Annotated in this window: 17 protein-coding genes; 15 read left to right on the top strand and 2 right to left on the bottom strand. The window is 72.2% G+C overall.

The window, feature by feature from the left end:
- The first annotated feature begins 2 nt into the window (after window positions 1-2).
- The 6 genes from frdA (at window position 3) to ACQEUU_RS26280 (ending at window position 7075) form a co-directional block, all read left to right on the top strand.
- Entirely contained in the window at window positions 3-1736 is a 1734-nt protein-coding gene (frdA, locus tag ACQEUU_RS26305) for a fumarate reductase (quinol) flavoprotein subunit (protein WP_433070716.1), read from the top strand.
- Entirely contained in the window at window positions 1729-2457 is a 729-nt protein-coding gene (gene sdhB / locus ACQEUU_RS26300) for a succinate dehydrogenase iron-sulfur subunit (RefSeq protein ID WP_433070713.1), read from the top strand. The genes frdA and sdhB overlap by 8 nt, the downstream gene beginning before the upstream one ends.
- Window positions 2454-2837 carry a hypothetical protein gene (locus ACQEUU_RS26295; protein ID WP_433070710.1) on the top strand — a complete coding sequence of 128 codons (384 nt, stop codon included), beginning with the start codon at window positions 2454-2456 and terminating at the stop codon, window positions 2835-2837. The genes sdhB and ACQEUU_RS26295 overlap by 4 nt, the downstream gene beginning before the upstream one ends.
- Window positions 2834-3175 (top strand): fumarate reductase subunit FrdD, encoded by a 342-nt coding sequence (frdD, locus tag ACQEUU_RS26290; protein ID WP_433070708.1) that lies wholly within the window; start codon window positions 2834-2836, stop codon window positions 3173-3175. Before ACQEUU_RS26295 ends, frdD begins: the two co-directional genes overlap by 4 nt.
- 136 nt (window positions 3176-3311) lie before the next feature.
- The gene (locus ACQEUU_RS26285) at window positions 3312-6044 is read left to right on the top strand and encodes an immune inhibitor A domain-containing protein (RefSeq protein ID WP_433070705.1); all 2733 of its coding nucleotides are present in this window, start codon (window positions 3312-3314) and stop codon (window positions 6042-6044) included.
- Window positions 6045-6136: 92 nt separating this feature from the next.
- On the top strand, window positions 6137-7075 hold the full coding sequence (locus ACQEUU_RS26280) for a diacylglycerol/lipid kinase family protein (RefSeq protein ID WP_433070702.1): 939 nt from the start codon (window positions 6137-6139) through the stop codon (window positions 7073-7075).
- 10 nt (window positions 7076-7085) lie between these two features.
- On the opposite strand, the gene ACQEUU_RS26275 is transcribed toward ACQEUU_RS26280, so the two are convergent.
- Window positions 7086-7850, bottom strand: coding sequence for an SWIM zinc finger family protein (locus tag ACQEUU_RS26275; RefSeq protein WP_433070700.1), 765 nt, complete (start codon window positions 7848-7850; stop codon window positions 7086-7088).
- 1 nt (window position 7851) lies between these two features.
- The gene (locus ACQEUU_RS26270; RefSeq protein ID WP_433070697.1) at window positions 7852-10794 is read right to left on the bottom strand and encodes an SNF2-related protein; all 2943 of its coding nucleotides are present in this window, start codon (window positions 10792-10794) and stop codon (window positions 7852-7854) included.
- Between the two features lie 85 nt (window positions 10795-10879).
- Between ACQEUU_RS26270 and ACQEUU_RS26265 the strand changes: the two genes are divergently transcribed.
- The 9 genes from ACQEUU_RS26265 to ACQEUU_RS26225 all read left to right on the top strand — a co-directional run bounded on the left by ACQEUU_RS26265 (window position 10880) and on the right by ACQEUU_RS26225 (window position 17700).
- Window positions 10880-11044 (top strand): hypothetical protein, encoded by a 165-nt coding sequence (locus ACQEUU_RS26265; RefSeq protein ID WP_433070694.1) that lies wholly within the window; start codon window positions 10880-10882, stop codon window positions 11042-11044.
- A 151-nt stretch (window positions 11045-11195) separates the two neighbouring features.
- On the top strand, window positions 11196-11576 hold the full coding sequence (locus ACQEUU_RS26260; RefSeq protein WP_433070692.1) for a phage holin family protein: 381 nt from the start codon (window positions 11196-11198) through the stop codon (window positions 11574-11576).
- The gene (locus tag ACQEUU_RS26255) at window positions 11573-12418 is read left to right on the top strand and encodes a DUF3618 domain-containing protein (protein ID WP_433070689.1); all 846 of its coding nucleotides are present in this window, start codon (window positions 11573-11575) and stop codon (window positions 12416-12418) included. The genes ACQEUU_RS26260 and ACQEUU_RS26255 overlap by 4 nt, the downstream gene beginning before the upstream one ends.
- A 1-nt stretch (window position 12419) precedes the next feature.
- Window positions 12420-13355 (top strand): YihY/virulence factor BrkB family protein, encoded by a 936-nt coding sequence (locus tag ACQEUU_RS26250; RefSeq protein ID WP_433070687.1) that lies wholly within the window; start codon window positions 12420-12422, stop codon window positions 13353-13355.
- Window positions 13356-13402: 47 nt separating this feature from the next.
- The gene (locus ACQEUU_RS26245) at window positions 13403-13816 is read left to right on the top strand and encodes an HIT family protein (RefSeq protein WP_433070684.1); all 414 of its coding nucleotides are present in this window, start codon (window positions 13403-13405) and stop codon (window positions 13814-13816) included.
- A gap of 21 nt (window positions 13817-13837) precedes the next feature.
- Complete coding sequence (locus ACQEUU_RS26240; protein ID WP_433071988.1) at window positions 13838-14998, top strand: sensor histidine kinase; 1161 nt, start codon at window positions 13838-13840, stop codon at window positions 14996-14998.
- A gap of 33 nt (window positions 14999-15031) precedes the next feature.
- Window positions 15032-15781: a LytR/AlgR family response regulator transcription factor gene (locus ACQEUU_RS26235; RefSeq protein WP_433070682.1), complete on the top strand. Its 750-nt coding sequence runs from the start codon at window positions 15032-15034 to the stop codon at window positions 15779-15781.
- Between the two features lie 54 nt (window positions 15782-15835).
- Window positions 15836-16216 carry a hypothetical protein gene (locus ACQEUU_RS26230; protein WP_433070679.1) on the top strand — a complete coding sequence of 127 codons (381 nt, stop codon included), beginning with the start codon at window positions 15836-15838 and terminating at the stop codon, window positions 16214-16216.
- Window positions 16213-17700 carry a cation acetate symporter gene (locus ACQEUU_RS26225; protein WP_433070676.1) on the top strand — a complete coding sequence of 496 codons (1488 nt, stop codon included), beginning with the start codon at window positions 16213-16215 and terminating at the stop codon, window positions 17698-17700. Before ACQEUU_RS26230 ends, ACQEUU_RS26225 begins: the two co-directional genes overlap by 4 nt.
- Window positions 17701-17785 lie beyond the last annotated feature (85 nt).

Below are 17785 nucleotides of genomic sequence, written 5' to 3'. Positions count from 1 at the left end.
GCATGATCGACGTCCTCATCGTCGGCGGCGGCGGGGCGGGGCTGCGCGCCGCCCTCGCGGTCGCCGAGAGCGATCCGGCACTGACCGTGGCCGTGCTGTCCAAGGTGTATCCGATGCGCAGCCACACGGTCTCCGCCGAGGGCGGGGCCGCCGCGGTGATCGGGGCCGGCGACACCCTCGACGAGCACTGCTACGACACCGTCTCCGGCGGCGACTGGCTGTGCGACCAGGACGCGGTGGAGGCGTTCGTGGCCGAGGCGCCCAGCGAGCTCATCCAGCTGGAGCACTGGGGCTGCCCGTGGAGCAGGGAGCCGGACGGGCGGGTCGCCGTGCGCCCGTTCGGCGGCATGAAACGGATGCGCACCTGGTACGCCGCCGACAAGACGGGGTTCCACCTGCTGCACACGCTCTTCCAGACCACCCTGAAATATCCCGACATTGTGAGATATGACGAGTGGTACGTCACCCAGCTCGTCGTCGACGACGGCCGCGTCCACGGCGTGATCGCCGTCGAGCTCAGGACCGGCAGGGTCGAGGCGATCCCCGCCAGGACCGTCATCCTGGCCACCGGCGGCTGCGGCCGGGCCTTCCCGTTCACCACGAACGCGGCCATCAAGACCGGCGACGGCATGGCCCTGGCCTACCGGGCGGGCGCGCCGCTGAAGGACATGGAGTTCGTCCAGTACCACCCGACCGGGCTGCCGTTCACCGGTATCCTCATCACCGAGGCGGCCAGGGCCGAGGGCGGCTGGCTGGTCAACAAGGACGGCTACCGCTACCTCCAGGACTACGACCTGGGCACCCCCGCCCCCGCCCCGAAGCTGCGCAGCATGGAGCTGGGCCCGCGCGACCGGCTCTCCCAGGCGTTCGTGCACGAGCAGCGCAAAGGACGCACGGCCGACACCCCGTACGGGCCCGTCGTCCACCTCGACCTGCGCCACCTCGGCGAGGACAAGATCGAGGCCCGCATCCCGTTCGTGCGCGAGCTGTGCCGCAGCTACCAGAACCTCGACCCGGCCACCGACCTCATCCCGGTGCGGCCCGTGGTGCACTACATGATGGGCGGCGTCCACACCGACCTGGACGGGGCCACCCCGATCGCGGGTCTGTACGCGGCCGGGGAGACCGCCTGCGTGAGCATCAACGGCGCCAACCGGCTCGGCTCCAACTCGCTGCCGGAGATCCTGGTCTTCGGCCGGAGGGCCGGGCTCGCCGCCGCCGCGTTCGCCCGCGCGCACCGCGACGGCGAGGCGCCCGCGCTGCGCAGCCAGGGCGACGACGAGCGGCGGCGGCTGGCCCGCGCCCGCGAGGGCCGCGCCCACGGCGAGCGCATCGCCGACCTGCGCGAGGAGATGCAGCACACGCTGGAGGGCGCCGCCGGCATCTACCGCGGCGGCGACGTGCTGGCCAAGGCCGCCGACACCCTCGCCGACCTGTGCGAACGCGCGCTGGAGCCGCGCGTCGAGGACGCCAGCACCGCTTTCAACACCGAGCTGATCAACCTGCTGGAGCTGCGGGCCATGCTCGACGTGGCGCGGACCATCGTGGCCTGCGCGCTCAACCGGCAGGAGTCGCGCGGAGCCCACCAGCGCACCGACTTCCCGGCCAGGGACGACGGCGCCTACCTGGCGCACTCGCTGGTCCACCGCGCCCCCGACGGCACCCCCTCGGTGGGGCTGCTGCCCGTCACCATCACCCGCTGGCCGCCAGGGGAAAGGGTCTACGGCCGTGACTGAGGAGTCGATCCGCCTGGAAGTGGCCCGGTACCGCCCCGGGCAGGACGCGGAGCCGGTGTTCGTCTCGTACGAGGTGCCACTCAGGCCCGGCTGGGCGGTGCTCGACGGGCTCGCCCACGTCAAGGACCGGCTGGACGGCACGCTGTCGTTCCGCTGGTCGTGCCGGATGGGCATCTGCGGGTCGTGCGGCATGACCGTCAACGGCGAACCCCGGCTGACCTGCGGGACCTTCCTCACCGAGTACGGGACGGGACCGGTCAGGGTCGAGCCGCTGAAGGGGTTCCCGGTCATCAGGGACCTGGTGGTGGACATCGAGGACTTCCTGGCCAAGCTGTCGTCGGTGCGTCCGTGGCTGGTCAGGGAGGGCGAGGAACTGCCGCTGACCACCGAGTACGCGCAGACCCCGGCCCAGCTCGACGCGTACAAGCAGTACAGCATGTGCGTCAACTGCATGCTCTGCTACTCGGCCTGCCCGGTGTACGTGCTCGACCCGGACTTCCTGGGCCCCGCGGCGATCGCGCTGGCGCAGCGCTACAACCTGGACTCGCGCGACATGGACGACCGGTTCGACGTGCTCGGCCACGAGGACGCCGTCTGGGGGTGCACGTTCGTCGGCGAGTGCACGAACGCCTGCCCCAAGCACGTCGACCCCGCCGAGGCGATCCAGCGCTACAAGCTGACGGCGGCGCTCCGCTCGGTGCTGCCGTGGAGCCGGCGATGACCGGGGCCTACGTCCCCCGCAGGGACCGGCTCTGGTTCACCCGCTCCCGGCGTTACGCGCTCTTCGTGCTGCGCGAGCTGACCAGCGTGTTCGTCGCCTGGGCGGTCGCGTATCTGCTGCTGATGATCGCCGCGCTGGCGGGCGGCGGGTACGACGGCTTCGTCGCGCTCGCCCGGCAGCCCTGGATGATCGCGATCAACGGGGTGGCGCTGGCCGCCACCGGCTTCCACGCGCTCACGTTCCTCAACCTGGCCCCCAGGGCCACCGTGGTGCGGCTGGACGGCTGGCGGGTCCCCGCCTGGATGATCCAGGGCGGCAACCACTCGGCCTGGCTGCTGGTCTCCGCGATCGTCGCGTACGTCGTGCTGCGGTCGCCGTGAGACGGCGGGCGGAGGCGTACCTGTGGCTGCTGTTCAGCGGCGGCGGCGTGGTCGCGGCCCTGCTGCTGCCGGTGCTCGTGCTGCTGTTCGGCGTGCTGATGCCGCTGGGCGTGCTCGACTGGCCGTCCGCCGCGCGCCTGACGGCCCTGCTCGACCCCGTGGCGGTGCGGGCGGCGGTGGTGGCGGTGGTGGCGCTCTGCCTCTTCCACGCCGCGCACCGGATCCGCCACACCGCGGAGGAGCTGTTCGGCCTGGCGAGGTTCGATGCGGTGATCGCGGTCGCGTGCTACGGCGCCGCGTTGGCGGGCTCGGTCACCGCAGCGGGGTTGCTGTGGTGAATGTCCTTGTTTCGTGACAATTCCACCCGTGTCTTTACGCGTAGTTTATCCGAGGTCTACCGTCCGCTGTGCAACCCTCCGGCCATCGCCCGGCGGCTCCGGGCGGAAGGAGAACTCGGTGTCAGGAAAGACACGCGTGTTAGTCGTGATCCCGGCGGTCACGGCACTGCTCGGCGCCGTCCTCACCGCGCCCGGTGCCCAGGCGTCCTCCGTGGCGCGCTACCAGCCGGGACCGTCCGACTACTACATCAACTACACCCCGCCCCGCGACGAGGTCACCCCCGAGGACCCCGGCGTGCCGGGCGGCGACAAGCGCTCACGCTCCCGCGCGCGTGAGATCGACCAGAAGTACCGCATGGGCAACCCGGCCGCGGCCCGCGTGCTCGCCGCCCGCGAGCAGGAGGCACTCAGGACCGGCCGCAACCCCGCCGACTTCATCTTCAAGAAGTCCAAGCAGACCAGGACCGCCAAGCTGCTGACGCTGCTGGTCGAGTTCAACGAGAACGCCAACGACGACTTCTCCGGCTACAACAGGCTGCGGACCGTCGACAGCCCGCCCGACGACTGCGTCGTGGAGCCGCCCGGCACGCTGCTCAACGGCCCCCTGCACAACAAGATCCCCGACCCGGCCACGCTGCCGCAGAAGGACAACAACTCGTTCTGGGTCCCGGACTTCAGCCCCGAGCACTTCAACAAGATGCTCTACACCGACCGGGGCATCACCGAGCGCGTCCGCAAGGACCTGAAGGACCCGCGCGACGGCAAGCCCGGCATCGACATCTCCGGCTACACGCTGAAGAAGATGTACGAGGAGATGTCCAAGGGCGCCTACTCCGTCACCGGCTCCGCCGTCGGCTGGATCAAGGCCCCGCACTCCGAGGCCTGGTACGGAGCCGCGGCCTGCGGCGGCGACCCCCAGGACATGTCCGGCCACCCGGACAACCCGCTCGGCGCCGGCCAGCTCGCCGTCGACGCCGTCAACGTGCTCGCCCAGGCCCAGCCGGACTTCCCCTGGGCCGACTACGACCTGGAGGACGTCTCCGACGCCGACGGCGACGGCAACTTCGCCGAGCCCGACGGCGTGATCGACCACCTCGTGCTGGTCCACGCCGGCAAGGACAAGTCCTCCGACGGCGGCGCCGAGGGCACCTACGCCATCTGGGCGCACTCCAGCGCGGTCGCCGGCGGCTACCAGGTGCCCGGCACCGACATGAAGATCTCCAACTACATCGTGCAGCCCGAGGACTCCGGCGTCGGCGTCTTCGCCCACGAGTACGGCCACGACCTCGGCCTGCCCGACCTGTACGACACCTCCGGCGCGGGCAGCTCCGCGGTGGACTTCTGGGACCTGATGTCCAGCGGCTCCCACTCCGGGCCGATCTTCCAGTCGATGCCCACCCACATGAGCCTGTGGGGCAAGTGGGTGCTCGGCTGGGCCGATCCGAAGGTGTTCGACCCCGGTGACCGCCAGAGCCTCGTCACTGTCGGCCAGGCGTCCCGCACACCCAAGCTCACCCAGGACGGCGTCCGGGTGAACCTGGCCTCCGAGCCGCTCAAGATGGTCGACCCGCACAGCGGGAGCAACGCCTGGTGGTCCGGCATGGACCAGGAATGGGCCAACGTCTCGCTGACCCGCGACCTCCAGGTGCCCGCCGGCTCGGACGTGCGGTTCTGGATGTGGAACAACTACGAGATCGAGTCCGACTGGGACTACGGCTTCGTCGAGGTGTCCACCGACGGCGGCGCCACCTGGGCCCAGCAGAAGGTCTTCGACGAGGCCGGCAACGAGATCACCACGCCCGACGACTACCCGGACCCGAACAAGAACCTCGCGACCTTCGGCGGCAAGAAGTACGGCATCACCGGCGACACCGCCGGCTGGCGGCACGACTACGTCAACCTGACCCCGTTCGCCGGCCAGGCCGTCAAGCTGCGGCTGGCGTACAACACCGACGCGGCCTTCACGCCGCGCGGCTGGCACGTCGACGACTTCCAGCTCACCAGCGACGGCGCCGCCGTCTGGAGCGACGACGTCGAGAGCGGCGAGAACGGCTGGCGCGCCACCGGCGGCACGTTCACCAACACCAGCGGCCAGGGCTGGACGATCAACAACGGCGAGCGCGACATCCAGCGGTTCTACCTCGCCGAATGGCGGAACTTCGACGGGTTCGACAAGGGCCTGCAGTACGCCTACGACACCACGTACTCGCGTGACGGGGCGTGGAAGGTGGAGAAGGTCAAGTACAACGCGCCCGGCCTGCTGGTCTGGTACCGCGACTCGACCTACACCAACAACGTGCTGGTGAACAACCTGGAGGCGCCGCCCAGCATCGGCTCCAAGGGCACCCTGCTGCTCGTCGACTCCCACTTCGACCCGCTGCGCCGCACCGGCGCCGCGGCCGGGAAGGACCCGACCAGGCACAAGAACATGGAAGGCCGCACCCAGACCTCCAACGCGGCGTTCTCGTTCAAGAGCACCTACCCGCTCAAGGAGTGCCTGGAGGCGCCGGACGAGCCGTTCAGCGAGTACTGCACGCAGGTCGGGGCGCTCAAGGGCGTCAAGGAGTTCACCGACGCCAAGACCTGGTACCCCGGCCTGGAGGTCCAGGACGGCGCCCTGTACTACCGGGACTTCGACGCCTCCACCGTCGTGCCGTCCAAGGACGACCAGATGTACAGCACCCGCGTGGTGAACGTGGACGGCACCCCGGCCACCGAGTTCTACGGCGCCGACATCGGCGGCGGCCACGTGCTCGGCTCCGGCGACCCGGGCGCCGAGGGCAAGGCGCTCGGCGTGCGGATCAAGCTCGTCACGCCGCTGCCCGGCGACCTGGGCGCCATCGTCCAGGTGACCCCGCCGAAGAAGTGATCACCGAGGGCCGCCGGGCCACCACCGGCGGCCCTCCCGCACCTCTCGGATGCGGCCGAAGGCAGCGCCTTGTGCGCCTACGATTGATGACCATGAGCGAACTGCGCACCAAGGCCGAGCACACCGCGGCGATCCTGAAGGATCGCCGCGTGGCAGTGGTGATCAACACTCGCTCCCGCCGTGGCCGCCGCCACTACTTCGAGGTGATCGAGCAGCTCCACGAGACGGGCTTCGAGCCGCTGGCCGAGATCGGCGTCTACAACCCGAAGCGGCTGCGCGAGCTGCTCGACACGGCCCTGGCGACGGGCCCCGACCTGCTGATCGTCGGCGGCGGTGACGGCACGCTCTCCTCGGCGGTGCGCCACGTCGCCCACCGCGACGTGGCGCTCGGCGTCCTGCCGCTCGGCACCACCAACAACTTCGCCCGCAGCCTCGGCCTGCCGCTCGACCTCGCGGGCGCGATCCGGGTGTTCGCCACCGGCAAGGTGGCCGACATCGACCTCGGCATGGCCGACGACCGGCCGTTCGCCAACCTGGCCAGCTTCGGGGTGTCGGTGGAGGTGGCGGGCACGGTCAAGCCGTGGCTGAAGCGGTGGCTGGGCCGGCCCGCCTACCCGCTGACCGCGCTCACGATCCTGCCCGGCCATCGGCCGTTCCGCGCCTACATCACGGTCGACGGGGAGCGCCACGAGCTGCTCACCCACCAGCTCAACATCGCCAACGGCCGTTTCCACGGCGGCTGGCAGGTGGCCCGCGACATCAGCATCGACAACGGCATGCTCGTCGCCTACCAGCTCGGCTCCGGCAAGAAGCTGCGGCTGCTCGTCGAGACGCTGGCCCGCGCCACCACCGGCCGGTGGCGCAGCCTGGCCGGCGGCCCGTTCGTGACCGGCACGGAGATGCTGCTGGAGACCGACCCGCCGATGGCCGCCGACGTGGACGGCGAGGTGCGGCTGCGCACCCCGATCCGGCTCCGCGTGGTGCCCAACGGCGTGCGGGTGATGGTCCCGGCCGGCTTCGAGGACCGCTGACCCCGGCCCGTCAGCCGGCGTCCTCGCCGCCGCCCAGGCGGCGGTAGGCCTCGATGAGGGCGGGCGCCAGGTCGGCGGGCGGCGGGAAGAGCCGCGGCAGCAGGTCGGGGGCCGCCGGGCGGCGCTCCGGCGGACGCGCGCCGCCGCCCGGCGCGTAGAAGTCCGACAGCCGCTCGGCGAACGGCACGTCCGCCACCTCCGGCGCTCCGGGGGCGGGTCTGGCGGCGAGCGAGCCCAGCAGCTCCGCCCGGCCCCGTCCGCGCCAGGCCAGCACCAGGAACGGGTCCTCGTCGAACGACTCCGCCAGCAGGTAGAGCACCGCCGACACGTGCTTGCACGGGAACCCCCAGTCGGGGCACGAGCAGCCCATGTCCAGATCACGCGGGAACAGGTCGACGCCGAGCGCGGCGAACAGCTCCTCGATCTCCTCCGGCATCTCCCCGGCCAGCAGCTTCGCCCGGTAGACGGCCTGCCCGGAGATGGCCCGCTCCAGCGAGGCCCAGCGCTCCTCGCCGAACGCCTCGATCGCGATCGTCACCTCGTACGGGGCGCGCCGCGAGCCCTGCACACTCGCCGACACCAGGCCGGGCGACAGGTCGATCGACAGCACCTGCCCGGCCCTGGCGTAGCCGCGCCCGCGGGAGAGCCGGCCCTTGTCGCAGATCCGCTCCAGGATGTCGATGAACCGCCTGGACCACCACGCCGAGCCGATCGAGCCGCGCCTGGACCGGGCGCGGATGCCGCCCTCCACCCTGATCGGGGTTCCGTGCCCCACCTCAGGCCACCGCCTGCGACGTCAGCCGGAACACCTCGCGCAGCTCCCGCGTGGACAGGTCCGTCAGCCAGTCCTCGCCGGTGCCCACCACCCGCTCGGCCAGCGCCTTCTTGCGCTCGATCAGCTCGTCCACGCGCTCCTCCAGCGTCCCTGCGCAGATCAGCTTGCGCACCTGCACGTTCTTGCGCTGGCCGATGCGGAAGGCCCGGTCGGTGGCCTGGTCCTCGACGGCCGGGTTCCACCAGCGGTCGACGTGGACGACGTGGCTGGCCGCGGTCAGGTTGAGCCCGACGCCCGCGGCCTTCAGCGACAGCAGGAACAGCATCGGCTCGCCGTCGCCCTGGAAGCGGTCCACCAGCCGGTCGCGGGCCTTCTTCGGCAGCCCGCCGTGCAGCCAGAGCACCGGCCGGTCCAGCCGCCTGGCCAGGTAGGGCTGGAGCATCGCGCCGAACTCGGCGTACTGGGTGAACAGCAGCGCCTTCTCGCCCTCGGCCAGGATCTCCTCGGCGAGCTGCTCCAGCCGCTGCAGCTTGCCCGACCGGCCGTTCAGCCGGGAGCCGTCCTTGAGCAGGTGGGCGGGATGGTTGCAGACCTGCTTGAGCTTGGCCATGGTGGCCAGCACCAGCCCGCGCCGCTCGATGCCCTCGCTGCCGTCGATCCTGCCCAGCATGTCGTCCACGACGGCCTGGTAGAGCGACGCCTGCTCGGTGGTGAGCGGGCACCACTCCTTGATCTCCAGCTTCTCCGGCAGGTCCGTGATCACCGACTTGTCCGTCTTGACCCGGCGCAGCACGAACGGTCCCGTGGCCCGCCGCAGGGCGTCCGCCGCCTGCTCGTCCTGCCGCGCCTCGATCGGCTCCTGGAACCGCTCCCTGAACCCGGCCCGCGTCCCCAGCAGCTCGGGGTTGACGAACTCCATGATCGACCAGAGCTCGGCCAGATGGTTCTCCACCGGGGTGCCGGTCAGAGCCAGCCGGTGCGCGGCCGGGATCGCCCGGACCGCCCTGGCCTGGAGCGTGCCACTGTTCTTGATCGCCTGCGCCTCGTCGCACACCACCCGCCGCCAGGTGATCTCCCGCAGCGTCTCCAGGTCGCGCTGCGCGGTGCCGTACGTGGTCAGCACCAGATCGGCGCCGGCGATCAGCGCCGGGTCGCGGCCCGGCCCGTGATGGGTGAGCACGCGCAGGCCGGGCGCGAACCGGGCCGCCTCCCGCTGCCAGTTGCCCAGCAGCGACATCGGGCACACCAGCAGCGTCGGCCCCTCGCCCTCGTGCACCAGCAGCGCCAGCGTCGTGATCGTCTTGCCCAGCCCCATGTCGTCCGCGAGGACTCCGCCCAGCCCCAGCCCCGACAGGAAGCTCAGCCAGGCCAGGCCCCGCTTCTGGTAGGGCCGGAGCACGGCGTCCAGGCCCGCCGGCGTCGCCAGCGGCCGCAGCCGGCGCTCCGTCTCGCCCGACAGCAGGTCGCCGAGCACCCCGTCGGCGTCCACCTCCAGCAGCGGCAGCTCGCCGTCCCCGCGGATGACCCGGCGCAGCAGCTCACCGGCCGGCGCGGAGCCGCCCCGCTCGCCGCCGACCACCTTCAGCGCGGCGGCCAGCTGCCGCTCGTCCAGCTCCACCCACCGGCCGCGCACCCGCACCAGCGGTACCTTCAGCCGGGCCAGCTCGGCCAGTTCCTCCTCGCCGATCGTCTCCCCGGCCACGGCGAGGTCGACCCGGAAGTCGACCAGGTCACGCAGCCCGAGCCCCTGCCCGGCGGCCGCGCCCGGCCCTCTGCTCCGGCTCGTCACCTTCAGCCCCAGCCGGTTCCGCCCGGCCCAGCGGGGGAGCAGCACCCCGAACCCGGCGGCCTGCAGCAGCGGCGCCGCCTGCTTGAGGAAGCCGAACGCGCCCGCCGTGTCCAGCACCAGCTCGCACGGCTCGGCCACGCGCAGTGCCCGCTCCAGTTCTGGATAGAGCCGCACCGCCCGGCCGAGCCCGGCCAGCAGCTCCCGTTCGGCCGGGCCCGGCACTCCGGCCACGGGCTCCCCGGCCCACACCCGGGCGGCCGGCACGTACAGGCTCGGGTCCTCCACCCCCTGCAACGCCAGCTCCACCCGCCACCCGCGCCCGGAAGGATCCCGGGCCTCCGCGTGACCCTCCACCCGCGCCCCGTCGGACTCCGCCTGTGCTTCCGGTTCGAGGAGACGGAAGCACACCCGGGCGGCGCCTTCCGCGGTCACCACCGCCTCGCGCCAGCGTTCCAGCTCCTCCCGCAGCCCCGGCACGTCCGGGCACGAGCTGTCGGGGCCGGTCAGCGCGGCCATCCACCGCTCACGCGCCGTCACGGCCGGCCCGCCGGCCGGCTCCCTCAGCGCCGCGCGGGCCAGGGCGTCCGTGAACGCCCCGAGCGCCTCCCACAGCACCTCCCCGGACGGCCGCTCCACCGCGGAGGTACGGCACGCGGGCGGCATGGCCAGGGCCAGTTCACTGAAGTACGCGGCGTCGCCCCGGGTGACCACCGGCTCCCACACCGCCCGGCAGGCACGGGAACCCTCGCCGGGCCCGGCGAGCCGGGGAATGACCCGGCCGTGCCGTACGAGATCGCGGGCGAAGGCGGCGACGGCGGCCCAGTGACGGACGGTGGCGCTGCCGTCGTAACCGCTCACCGCCCGCAGCGCCTCGGGGACGGGCGGCACGACGGCGGGCACCCGCCAGGCCCGCAGCCCGGGCCGCGACGCGGTCACCGGCCGCCCGGTCTCGGGGGAGGGCGCCGGCTCCTTCGCCGAGCCGGGCAGCAGCAGCGTCAGCTCCCGCTCGGCCGCCTCGGTGATCCCGAGCGTCTCCAGCAGCGCGGGGACGGGCGCGGCGTACGGGTGCGCGCCGGGACGGCCCGCCTCGCGCACGGGCCGCTCCCCCCAGAAAGCGACCCCGTCCCCCGCCCACACCCCGTGTACGACCAGCACCCCGGCAGGCTACCCGCCCTCCAGCGGGCAGGTGACGGTCGACGGAGCCCCCGGCAAGCCGGAGGCCCGGTTGTAGACTGAAGGTATGAATCCTCCCGGATCGTGGTGCGAGCGACCGAAGCCGCAGGCTCCTTCGTGCGAGCTTCCCTCTCCGTGGAGCAAGCCGAAGCGCCCCGACGCCTGGTGTGAGACGCCCAAGTCGCCAATCGTGAAGGTCGTCGACCTGCTGCTGCGCGGCGCCAAGCGCTGAGAGCCCTCGCCGCAGCGCGGCCGCGGAGCGGTCGCGCTGCCTGGGTCTGCGCGGATGACGCGGGGAATCGTGGCTGATCACCGGCCCGCGTACGCGTGATAGAAGCCGATACAGGTGGGTAGGCGCACTCCTCGACGGAGGAGGCGACGCCGTGAACGACACCCAGAAACTAGTGAGTGACCTGTCCGAGCAGGTTTCCCGGCTCGTCAGGGACGAGTTGCGACTGGCCAAGCTGGAGATCACGCGGAAGGGCAGACGCGCCGGCATGGGCGCCGGCGTGGTCGGCGTGGCGGGCATCGTCGGGCTCTTCGGCGCAGCCGTGCTCGTGACCGCCATCGTGCTGCTTCTCGCGCTGGTCATGCCGGCGTGGCTGGCGGCCGCGATCGTGGCCGTGGTGCTCCTCGTCACGGCGGCGGTGCTGGGCCTGGCCGGCAAGAAGCAGGTCCAGAAGGCGACACCGCCCGTCCCCGAGCAGACGATCGCGAGCGTGAAGGCCGACATCGACGCGGTCAAGGAGGGAGCGCACCGATGAGTGAGACGAACCCCGGATATTCCGACGACCAGCACGCGGGCGAAGTGGGGTCCCGCAGGGCGACGGTGGGCACCCCGACGGACCCCGAGTCCATCAACGTGCCGCCCACCCGTCCGGGCGCGGCGGAGAACGCGCACGAGGCGGAGGCCCGCCGGGAGGCGCACGAGACGTTCATCCCCGAGGCGCCGGAGCCCGACGACCGCACGGACGCGGTCCGGTCACGGGCCGTGGAGGAGGAGTCGCTGCGCGGCGGGTCCTCGGGCGCCACCGCCGGGTCCGGTACGGGCCGTTCCCGGCACGGGCGCGAGCCGGGCTCGGGCGACGACGAGGAGGAACGGGTCCGGGCGAGCATCGAGGAGACCCGGCGGGAACTGGGTGACACCGTGAGCGCGCTGGCCCACAAGGCGGACGTCAAGAGCCGCGCGGCGGAGGCGGCCGAGGCGGCCAGGGAACGGGCGGGCGCCATGGCCGCCACGGCCAAGGCCAGGGCGGTCGAGATGACGGACACGGCCAAGTCGAAGGCGAGCGAGATGACGGGCACGGCGAGATCGAGGGCGAGCGAGATGACCGGCACCGCCAAGGCCAAGGCGGCCGAGGTGACGGAAACGGCGAAGGCGAAGGCGACCGAGGTGTCCGGCACGGCGAAGGCCAAGGCCGCCGAGGTGTCCGGCACGGCCACCGAGCTCAGGGCCAGGGTCTACGAGGCCGCGCCCCGGCAGGGCGCGGTGCGGCCGATGCTGTTCGTCGCGGCGGCCGGCGCCGTCGTCGCCGTGCTCGTGCGCCGGTCCAGGAGGCGCCGCCAGGAGTCCTCCTGGGTGACGAAGTGGCGCCGCCGGGCCTGACGTGAAAATCCCCCGGAACCCCACCGATCTGACCGGCAGGTCCTGGTGGCGGGTGGTCAAGCGCACCGCCGTGGAGTTCAAGAACGACCGCGTCCAGGACCTGGCCGCCTCGCTCACCTACTACGCGGTGCTGTCCATCTTCCCGGCGTTGATCGTGCTCGTGTCGCTGCTCGGCTTCTTCGGCCAGCAGCACGCGAGCACGCTCTTGGGGAGCGTGGTCACGCTGGCCCCCGCCGAGGTGCGCGACCTGCTGACCCAGGGCCTGCAGGGAGTCGAGGAGGCCAACAGGCCGGGCCTGGCCGCGGTCGTCGGCCTGGTGGTCGCGCTGTGGTCGTCGTCCGGATACATCGCGGCCTTCATCCGGGCGTGCAACCAGATCTACGACATCGACGAGGGCCGCCCGTTCTACAAGCTCACCCCGCTGCGGGTCGGGCTCACGGTCATGCTGATGGTGCTCATGGCCGCCGCGGCGGTCGCGGTCACCCTGACCGGTGACCTCTCCCGCGTCGTAGGGGAGGCGCTCGGCCTGGGCGACACCACGGTGACCGTCTGGAACGTGGCCAAGTGGCCCGTGCTGGCGCTGATCGCGGTGGGCCTGATCCTGGTGCTGTACTGGGCGGCGCCCAACGTGCGGCATCCCGGGGTGCACTGGCTCACGCCCGGCGGGCTGCTGGCCGTCGTCCTGTGGCTGCTCGTCTCGACCGGCTTCGCCGTGTACGTGGCGAACTTCGGCTCCTACAACAAGACGTACGGGACGCTGGCGACGGTCGTGGTCTTCCTGGTCTGGCTGTGGCTGTCGAACATGGCGCTGCTGTTCGGCGCCGAGCTGGACGCCGAGCTGATCCGGGAGCGCCGGGTGGCCGCGGGCGAACCGGTCGAGCGGGAGCCGTACGCGGACCCGAGGGACCCGCCGAAGCCCGATTCGCTGCCCGGCTGACCGGCCGGGAGAGCGACCCCGGCGGTGACGTGGAGTAGGGTGCGCCGGTGAGCACCGACCTGTTCTGCGAGATCATCGCCGGGGAGCGGCCCGCCACCCTGGTGCACGAGGACGAGGTGGCCGTCTCGTTCCTCGACTCCCGCCCGGTCTTCAAGGGCCACGTGCTGGTGGTGCCGAGGACGCACGTCGAGACGCTGACCGACCTCGCCGACGTCGGCCCGTTCTTCGACCGGGTGCGCGCCATGGCCCGCGCGGTCGAGCAGGGCCTCGGCGCGGGCGGCACCTTCGTGGCGATGAACAACCGCGTCAGCCAGAGCGTCCCCCATCTGCACGTGCACGTGGTCCCGCGCAACCCCAAGGACGGCCTGCGCGGCTTCTTCTGGCCGCGCACCCGGTACGCCTCCCCCGAGGAGGCGCGGGACTACGCCGGCCGCGTCACCGGCGCGCTCGCCGCGGGCTGAGCCGTGGAGCTCCTGGTGGGCATCGCGGTGGTGGCGGCGATCGTCGCCGTGCCCGCGGTCGTGCTCTGGCGGGTCCTGCGCGGACGGCGCGAGCTGGGCACCAGCCCGGCCGAGCGCGCCACGTTCGAGACGCTGCACACCGCCTCGCTCGCGGGGCCGCCGCTGCGCGCGGGGTTGACCGCCGACGGCGCCGAGCGCGCCTCGCGTCACCTGCGCCGGCTGCTCGGCTCCCCGGCGCTGGCCATCACCGACGGCGAGCGGCTGCTGGTCTACGACGGCGACGGCGAGCACCACGCGGGCGAGGCGTTCGAGCACGCCAGGGCGACGCTCAAGGACGGCCGCACACAGGTGCTCGGCATCTCCTGCGACCTGCTCGAATGCCCGATCAGGCAGGCCGTGGTGGTGCCGCTGACCACCGACGACCGGGTGGTCGGCACGCTCGCCGCCTACGGCCAGCACGCCTCCGCCGGCCTGGTCCGCGCGGCCCAGGAGGTGGCCGGCTGGGTGGACTCGCAGCTGGAGCTGGCCGAGCTGGACCGCTCGCGCACGCTGCTGATGGAGGCCGAGGTGCGGGCGCTGCGCGCGCAGATCTCACCGCACTTCATCTACAACTCGCTCACCACGATCGCCTCGTTCGTCCGCACCGACCCGGAGCGGGCCAGGGAGCTGCTGCTGGAGTTCGCCGACTTCACCCGCTACTCCTTCCGCCGGCACGGCGAGTTCACCACGCTCGCCGAGGAGCTGCGCTCCATCGACCGCTACCTGATCCTGGAGCGCGCCCGCTTCGGCGACCAGCTCCAGGTGACGCTGCGCATCGCGCCGGAGGTGCTGCCGGTCGCGGTGCCGTTCCTGTGCCTGCAGCCGCTCGTGGAGAACGCGGTCAGGCACGGCCTGGAGAGCAAGGACGGCGTGGGCCGCATCGCGATCACGGCCGAGGACGCCGGCGCAGAGTGCCGGATCAGCGTCGAGGACGACGGGCTGGGCATGGACCCCGACAAGCTGCGGCGCATCCTCGCAGGTGAGATCGCTCCCGAGGGCGGCGTCGGGCTGGCCAACGTGGACGAGCGGCTGCGCCAGGTGTACGGGGACGAGTACGGACTCGTCGTCGAGACGGGCCGTGGTGCGGGCACGAAGGTCAACGTCAGGTTGCCGAAGTATCACCCAGGCGTCTCGGCCCGTTGACCTGGATCTTTGTTGTCTGTTTTATCACTGTACATGGCACTACTTCGGGTCCTCGCGGTGGACGACGAGCTTCCGGCTCTGGAAGATCTCTCCTACCTGCTCCGCGCCGACCCGCGGATCGGCGAGGTGGCCACCGCACGGGACGGCGCGGCCGCGCTGCGCCTGCTGGACCGGGCCATCGCCGAAGGCCGGCCGATCGACGCGGTCTTCCTCGACATCAGGATGCGCGGCCTCGACGGGGTGGTGCTGGGCAGGCTGCTGTCCCAGTTCGCCAATCCGCCCCGGGTGGTGTTCGTGACCGCGTACGAGGAGCACGCCGTCGACGCCTTCGAGATCAAGGCCGAGGACTACCTGCTCAAACCCGTACGCCCGGAACGGCTGGCCGAGGCGATCCGCAGAGTGGCGGTCTCGGCCGACGTGCCCGTGGACGGCGGCGAGGTCGACACGATCCCGGTCGAGCTGGGCGGCGTGACCCGGTTCGTGTCGAGCGCCGACGTCGTCTACGTGGAGGCGCACGGCGACTACGCCCGCCTGCACACCGCCACCGGCAGCCACCTGGTGCGCATCCCGCTGGCCACGCTGGAGGAGCGGTGGGCCGCGGCCGGGTTCGTCCGCGTGCACCGCAGCCACCTGGTGGCGGTCAAGCACATCGTGGAGCTGCACATCGACTCCGGCAGGTGTACCGTCCGGGTCGGTGACACCGAGATCCCCGTCAGCCGCCGCCACACCCGGGAGCTGCGCGACCTGCTCGTCCGCCGCGCCAGGCGCAACCGGCCCGAATGAGCCGGGCGGCGGATGGGGAGATCCTAGTGAGCCACTGCCCCCCAGGAGACCTCAGTGAGCCCTGAACCCCGTCCCGGCCGCCGGGTCGCGGTGACCAGCCCGCGCACCGCCGCCGCGCGCCGGCCCCGCTACCCGGCGACCCGGGAGATCGACGAGCAGACGCATCTGGGCGAGGTCTACATGCGCTCCCTGCTGCGGACCCAGTTCCGGCTGGCCATGTTCGTGTGCACCGTGCTGGCCTGCGTGGTCTGCGGGCTGCCGCTGCTGTTCCTGCTCATCCCCGACCTGGCCGAGGTGCACCTGCTCGGCGTGCCCCTGCCGTGGGCGGTGCTGGCGGGCCTGATCTACCCGGGCTTCGTCCTCGGGGCCTGGCTCTACGTGCGCCAGGCCGAACGGAACGAACGCCACTTCGCCGACCTGGTCGACCGTTCATGAGTCTGGCCGCCGTCGTCATCGTCGTGGTGGCGACCGTGCTCATCGGCGCGTTCGGCATCCGAGTCTCCCGCACGACCTCCGACTTCTACGTCGCCTCCCGCACCGTCAGCCCGCTGTGGAACGCCTCGGCGATCGGCGGCGAGTACCTGTCGGCCGCCTCGTTCCTGGGCGTCGCCGGGCTCATCCTGTCGCACGGGGTCGACATGCTCTGGCTGCCGGTCGGCTGGACCGGCGGCTACCTGGTGCTGCTGGTGCTGGTGTCGGCGCCGCTGCGCCGGTCCGGCGCGTACACGCTGCCCGACTTCGCCGAGGCCCGGCTGGAGTCCATGGTGGTGCGCCGGACCGCCAGCGTGCTCGTCGTGCTCATCGGCTGGCTGTACCTGATGCCGCAGTTCCAGAGCGCCGGACTGGTGCTGCGGACCATCACCGGGGCCCCGGTGTGGGCGGGCGGGCTGCTCGTGGCGGGCGTGGTGGTGCTCAACGTGCTGTCGGGCGGCATGCGCTCCATCACGTTCGTGCAGGCGTTCCAGTACTGGCTGAAGCTGACCGCGCTCGCCGTGCCGGTGGTGTTCCTGCTGCTCGCCTGGAAGGCCGACGGGGCGCCCTCGCTGACCCCGCAGGACACCGCGGTCTGGCTCACCCCGCTGGGCGGGTCCAGGGAGTACGAGGTCTACTCGACGTACTCGCTGATCCTGGCCACCTTCCTGGGCACGATGGGGCTGCCGCACGTGCTCGTCCGCTTCTACACCAATCCCGACGGGCGGGCCGCCCGCCGCACCACGCTCGTCGTGCTGTCGCTGCTCGGCGCTTTCTACCTGCTGCCCGCCCTGTACGGCTGGCTCGGCCGTCTGTACGCCCCCGGCCTGGTCCGCACGGACACCGTGGTGCTGACCCTGCCCTCCCTGATGATCGGCGGCACGCTCGGCGACCTGCTGACGGCGCTGGTCACCGCCGGGGCGTTCGCCGCGTTCCTGTCCACCTCCTCGGGGCTGACCGTCTCCGTGGCCGGGGTGATCGCGCAGGACCTGCTCAAGGGCGGGGTCCGCTCGTTCAGGATCGCCACCTTGATGGCGGTGGCGGTGCCGCTGGTGCTGGCCCTGTGGGCGCGGGCGCTGCCGGTGGCGGACGTGGTCGGGCTGGCGTTCGCGGTGGCCGCCTCGTCGTTCTGCCCGCTGCTGGTGCTCGGCATCTGGTGGCGGAGACTCTCCACGACCGGCGCGCTGGCGGGGCTGTTCGCCGGCGGCGGGCTGGCCTGCCTGGCGGTCCTCGTCACGATCACCGGTGGCCCGTACGACGGCATGCTGGGCGCGCTGCTGGCCCAGCCCGCGGCGTGGACGGTGCCGATCGCGTTCCTGGTCATGGTGATGGTGTCGCTCGGCACGCAGCACCGCGTGCCCCGGGGCGTGGGCACGATCATGGTACGCCTGCACACCCCGGAGAACCTCGACCTCGACCGCGGCGACTGGCGGCCCCGGTCCTCCTAGGGTCGCCCCGAAGTTCGCCGAATTTCTCTCCGCGGCGGTGTCGAATGGCGTCGAGCCCGTTCGTAGCCAGGGTGAGAGGCCGGAG

Origin of the sequence: Nonomuraea sp. CA-218870, assembly GCF_050936535.1 — a bacterium.
GTDB classification, from domain to species: domain Bacteria; phylum Actinomycetota; class Actinomycetes; order Streptosporangiales; family Streptosporangiaceae; genus Nonomuraea; species Nonomuraea corallina.
This window is presented reverse-complemented; position numbering and strand designations above follow the sequence as displayed.

Bases quoted from the DNA above. Each gene is read 5' to 3' on its own strand.
- ACQEUU_RS26265 (WP_433070694.1), top strand. From the start codon at position 10,880: ATGAATCCTCCCGGATCGTGGTGCGAGCGACCGAAGCCGCAGGCTCCT.
- ACQEUU_RS26235 (WP_433070682.1), top strand. From the start codon at position 15,032: ATGGCACTACTTCGGGTCCTCGCGGTGGACGACGAGCTTCCGGCTCTG.
- ACQEUU_RS26295 (WP_433070710.1), top strand. From the start codon at position 2,454: ATGACCGGGGCCTACGTCCCCCGCAGGGACCGGCTCTGGTTCACCCGC.
- ACQEUU_RS26280 (WP_433070702.1), top strand. From the start codon at position 6,137: ATGAGCGAACTGCGCACCAAGGCCGAGCACACCGCGGCGATCCTGAAG.
- ACQEUU_RS26225 (WP_433070676.1), top strand. From the start codon at position 16,213: ATGAGTCTGGCCGCCGTCGTCATCGTCGTGGTGGCGACCGTGCTCATC.
- frdA (WP_433070716.1), top strand. From the start codon at position 3: ATGATCGACGTCCTCATCGTCGGCGGCGGCGGGGCGGGGCTGCGCGCC.
- ACQEUU_RS26255 (WP_433070689.1), top strand. From the start codon at position 11,573: ATGAGTGAGACGAACCCCGGATATTCCGACGACCAGCACGCGGGCGAA.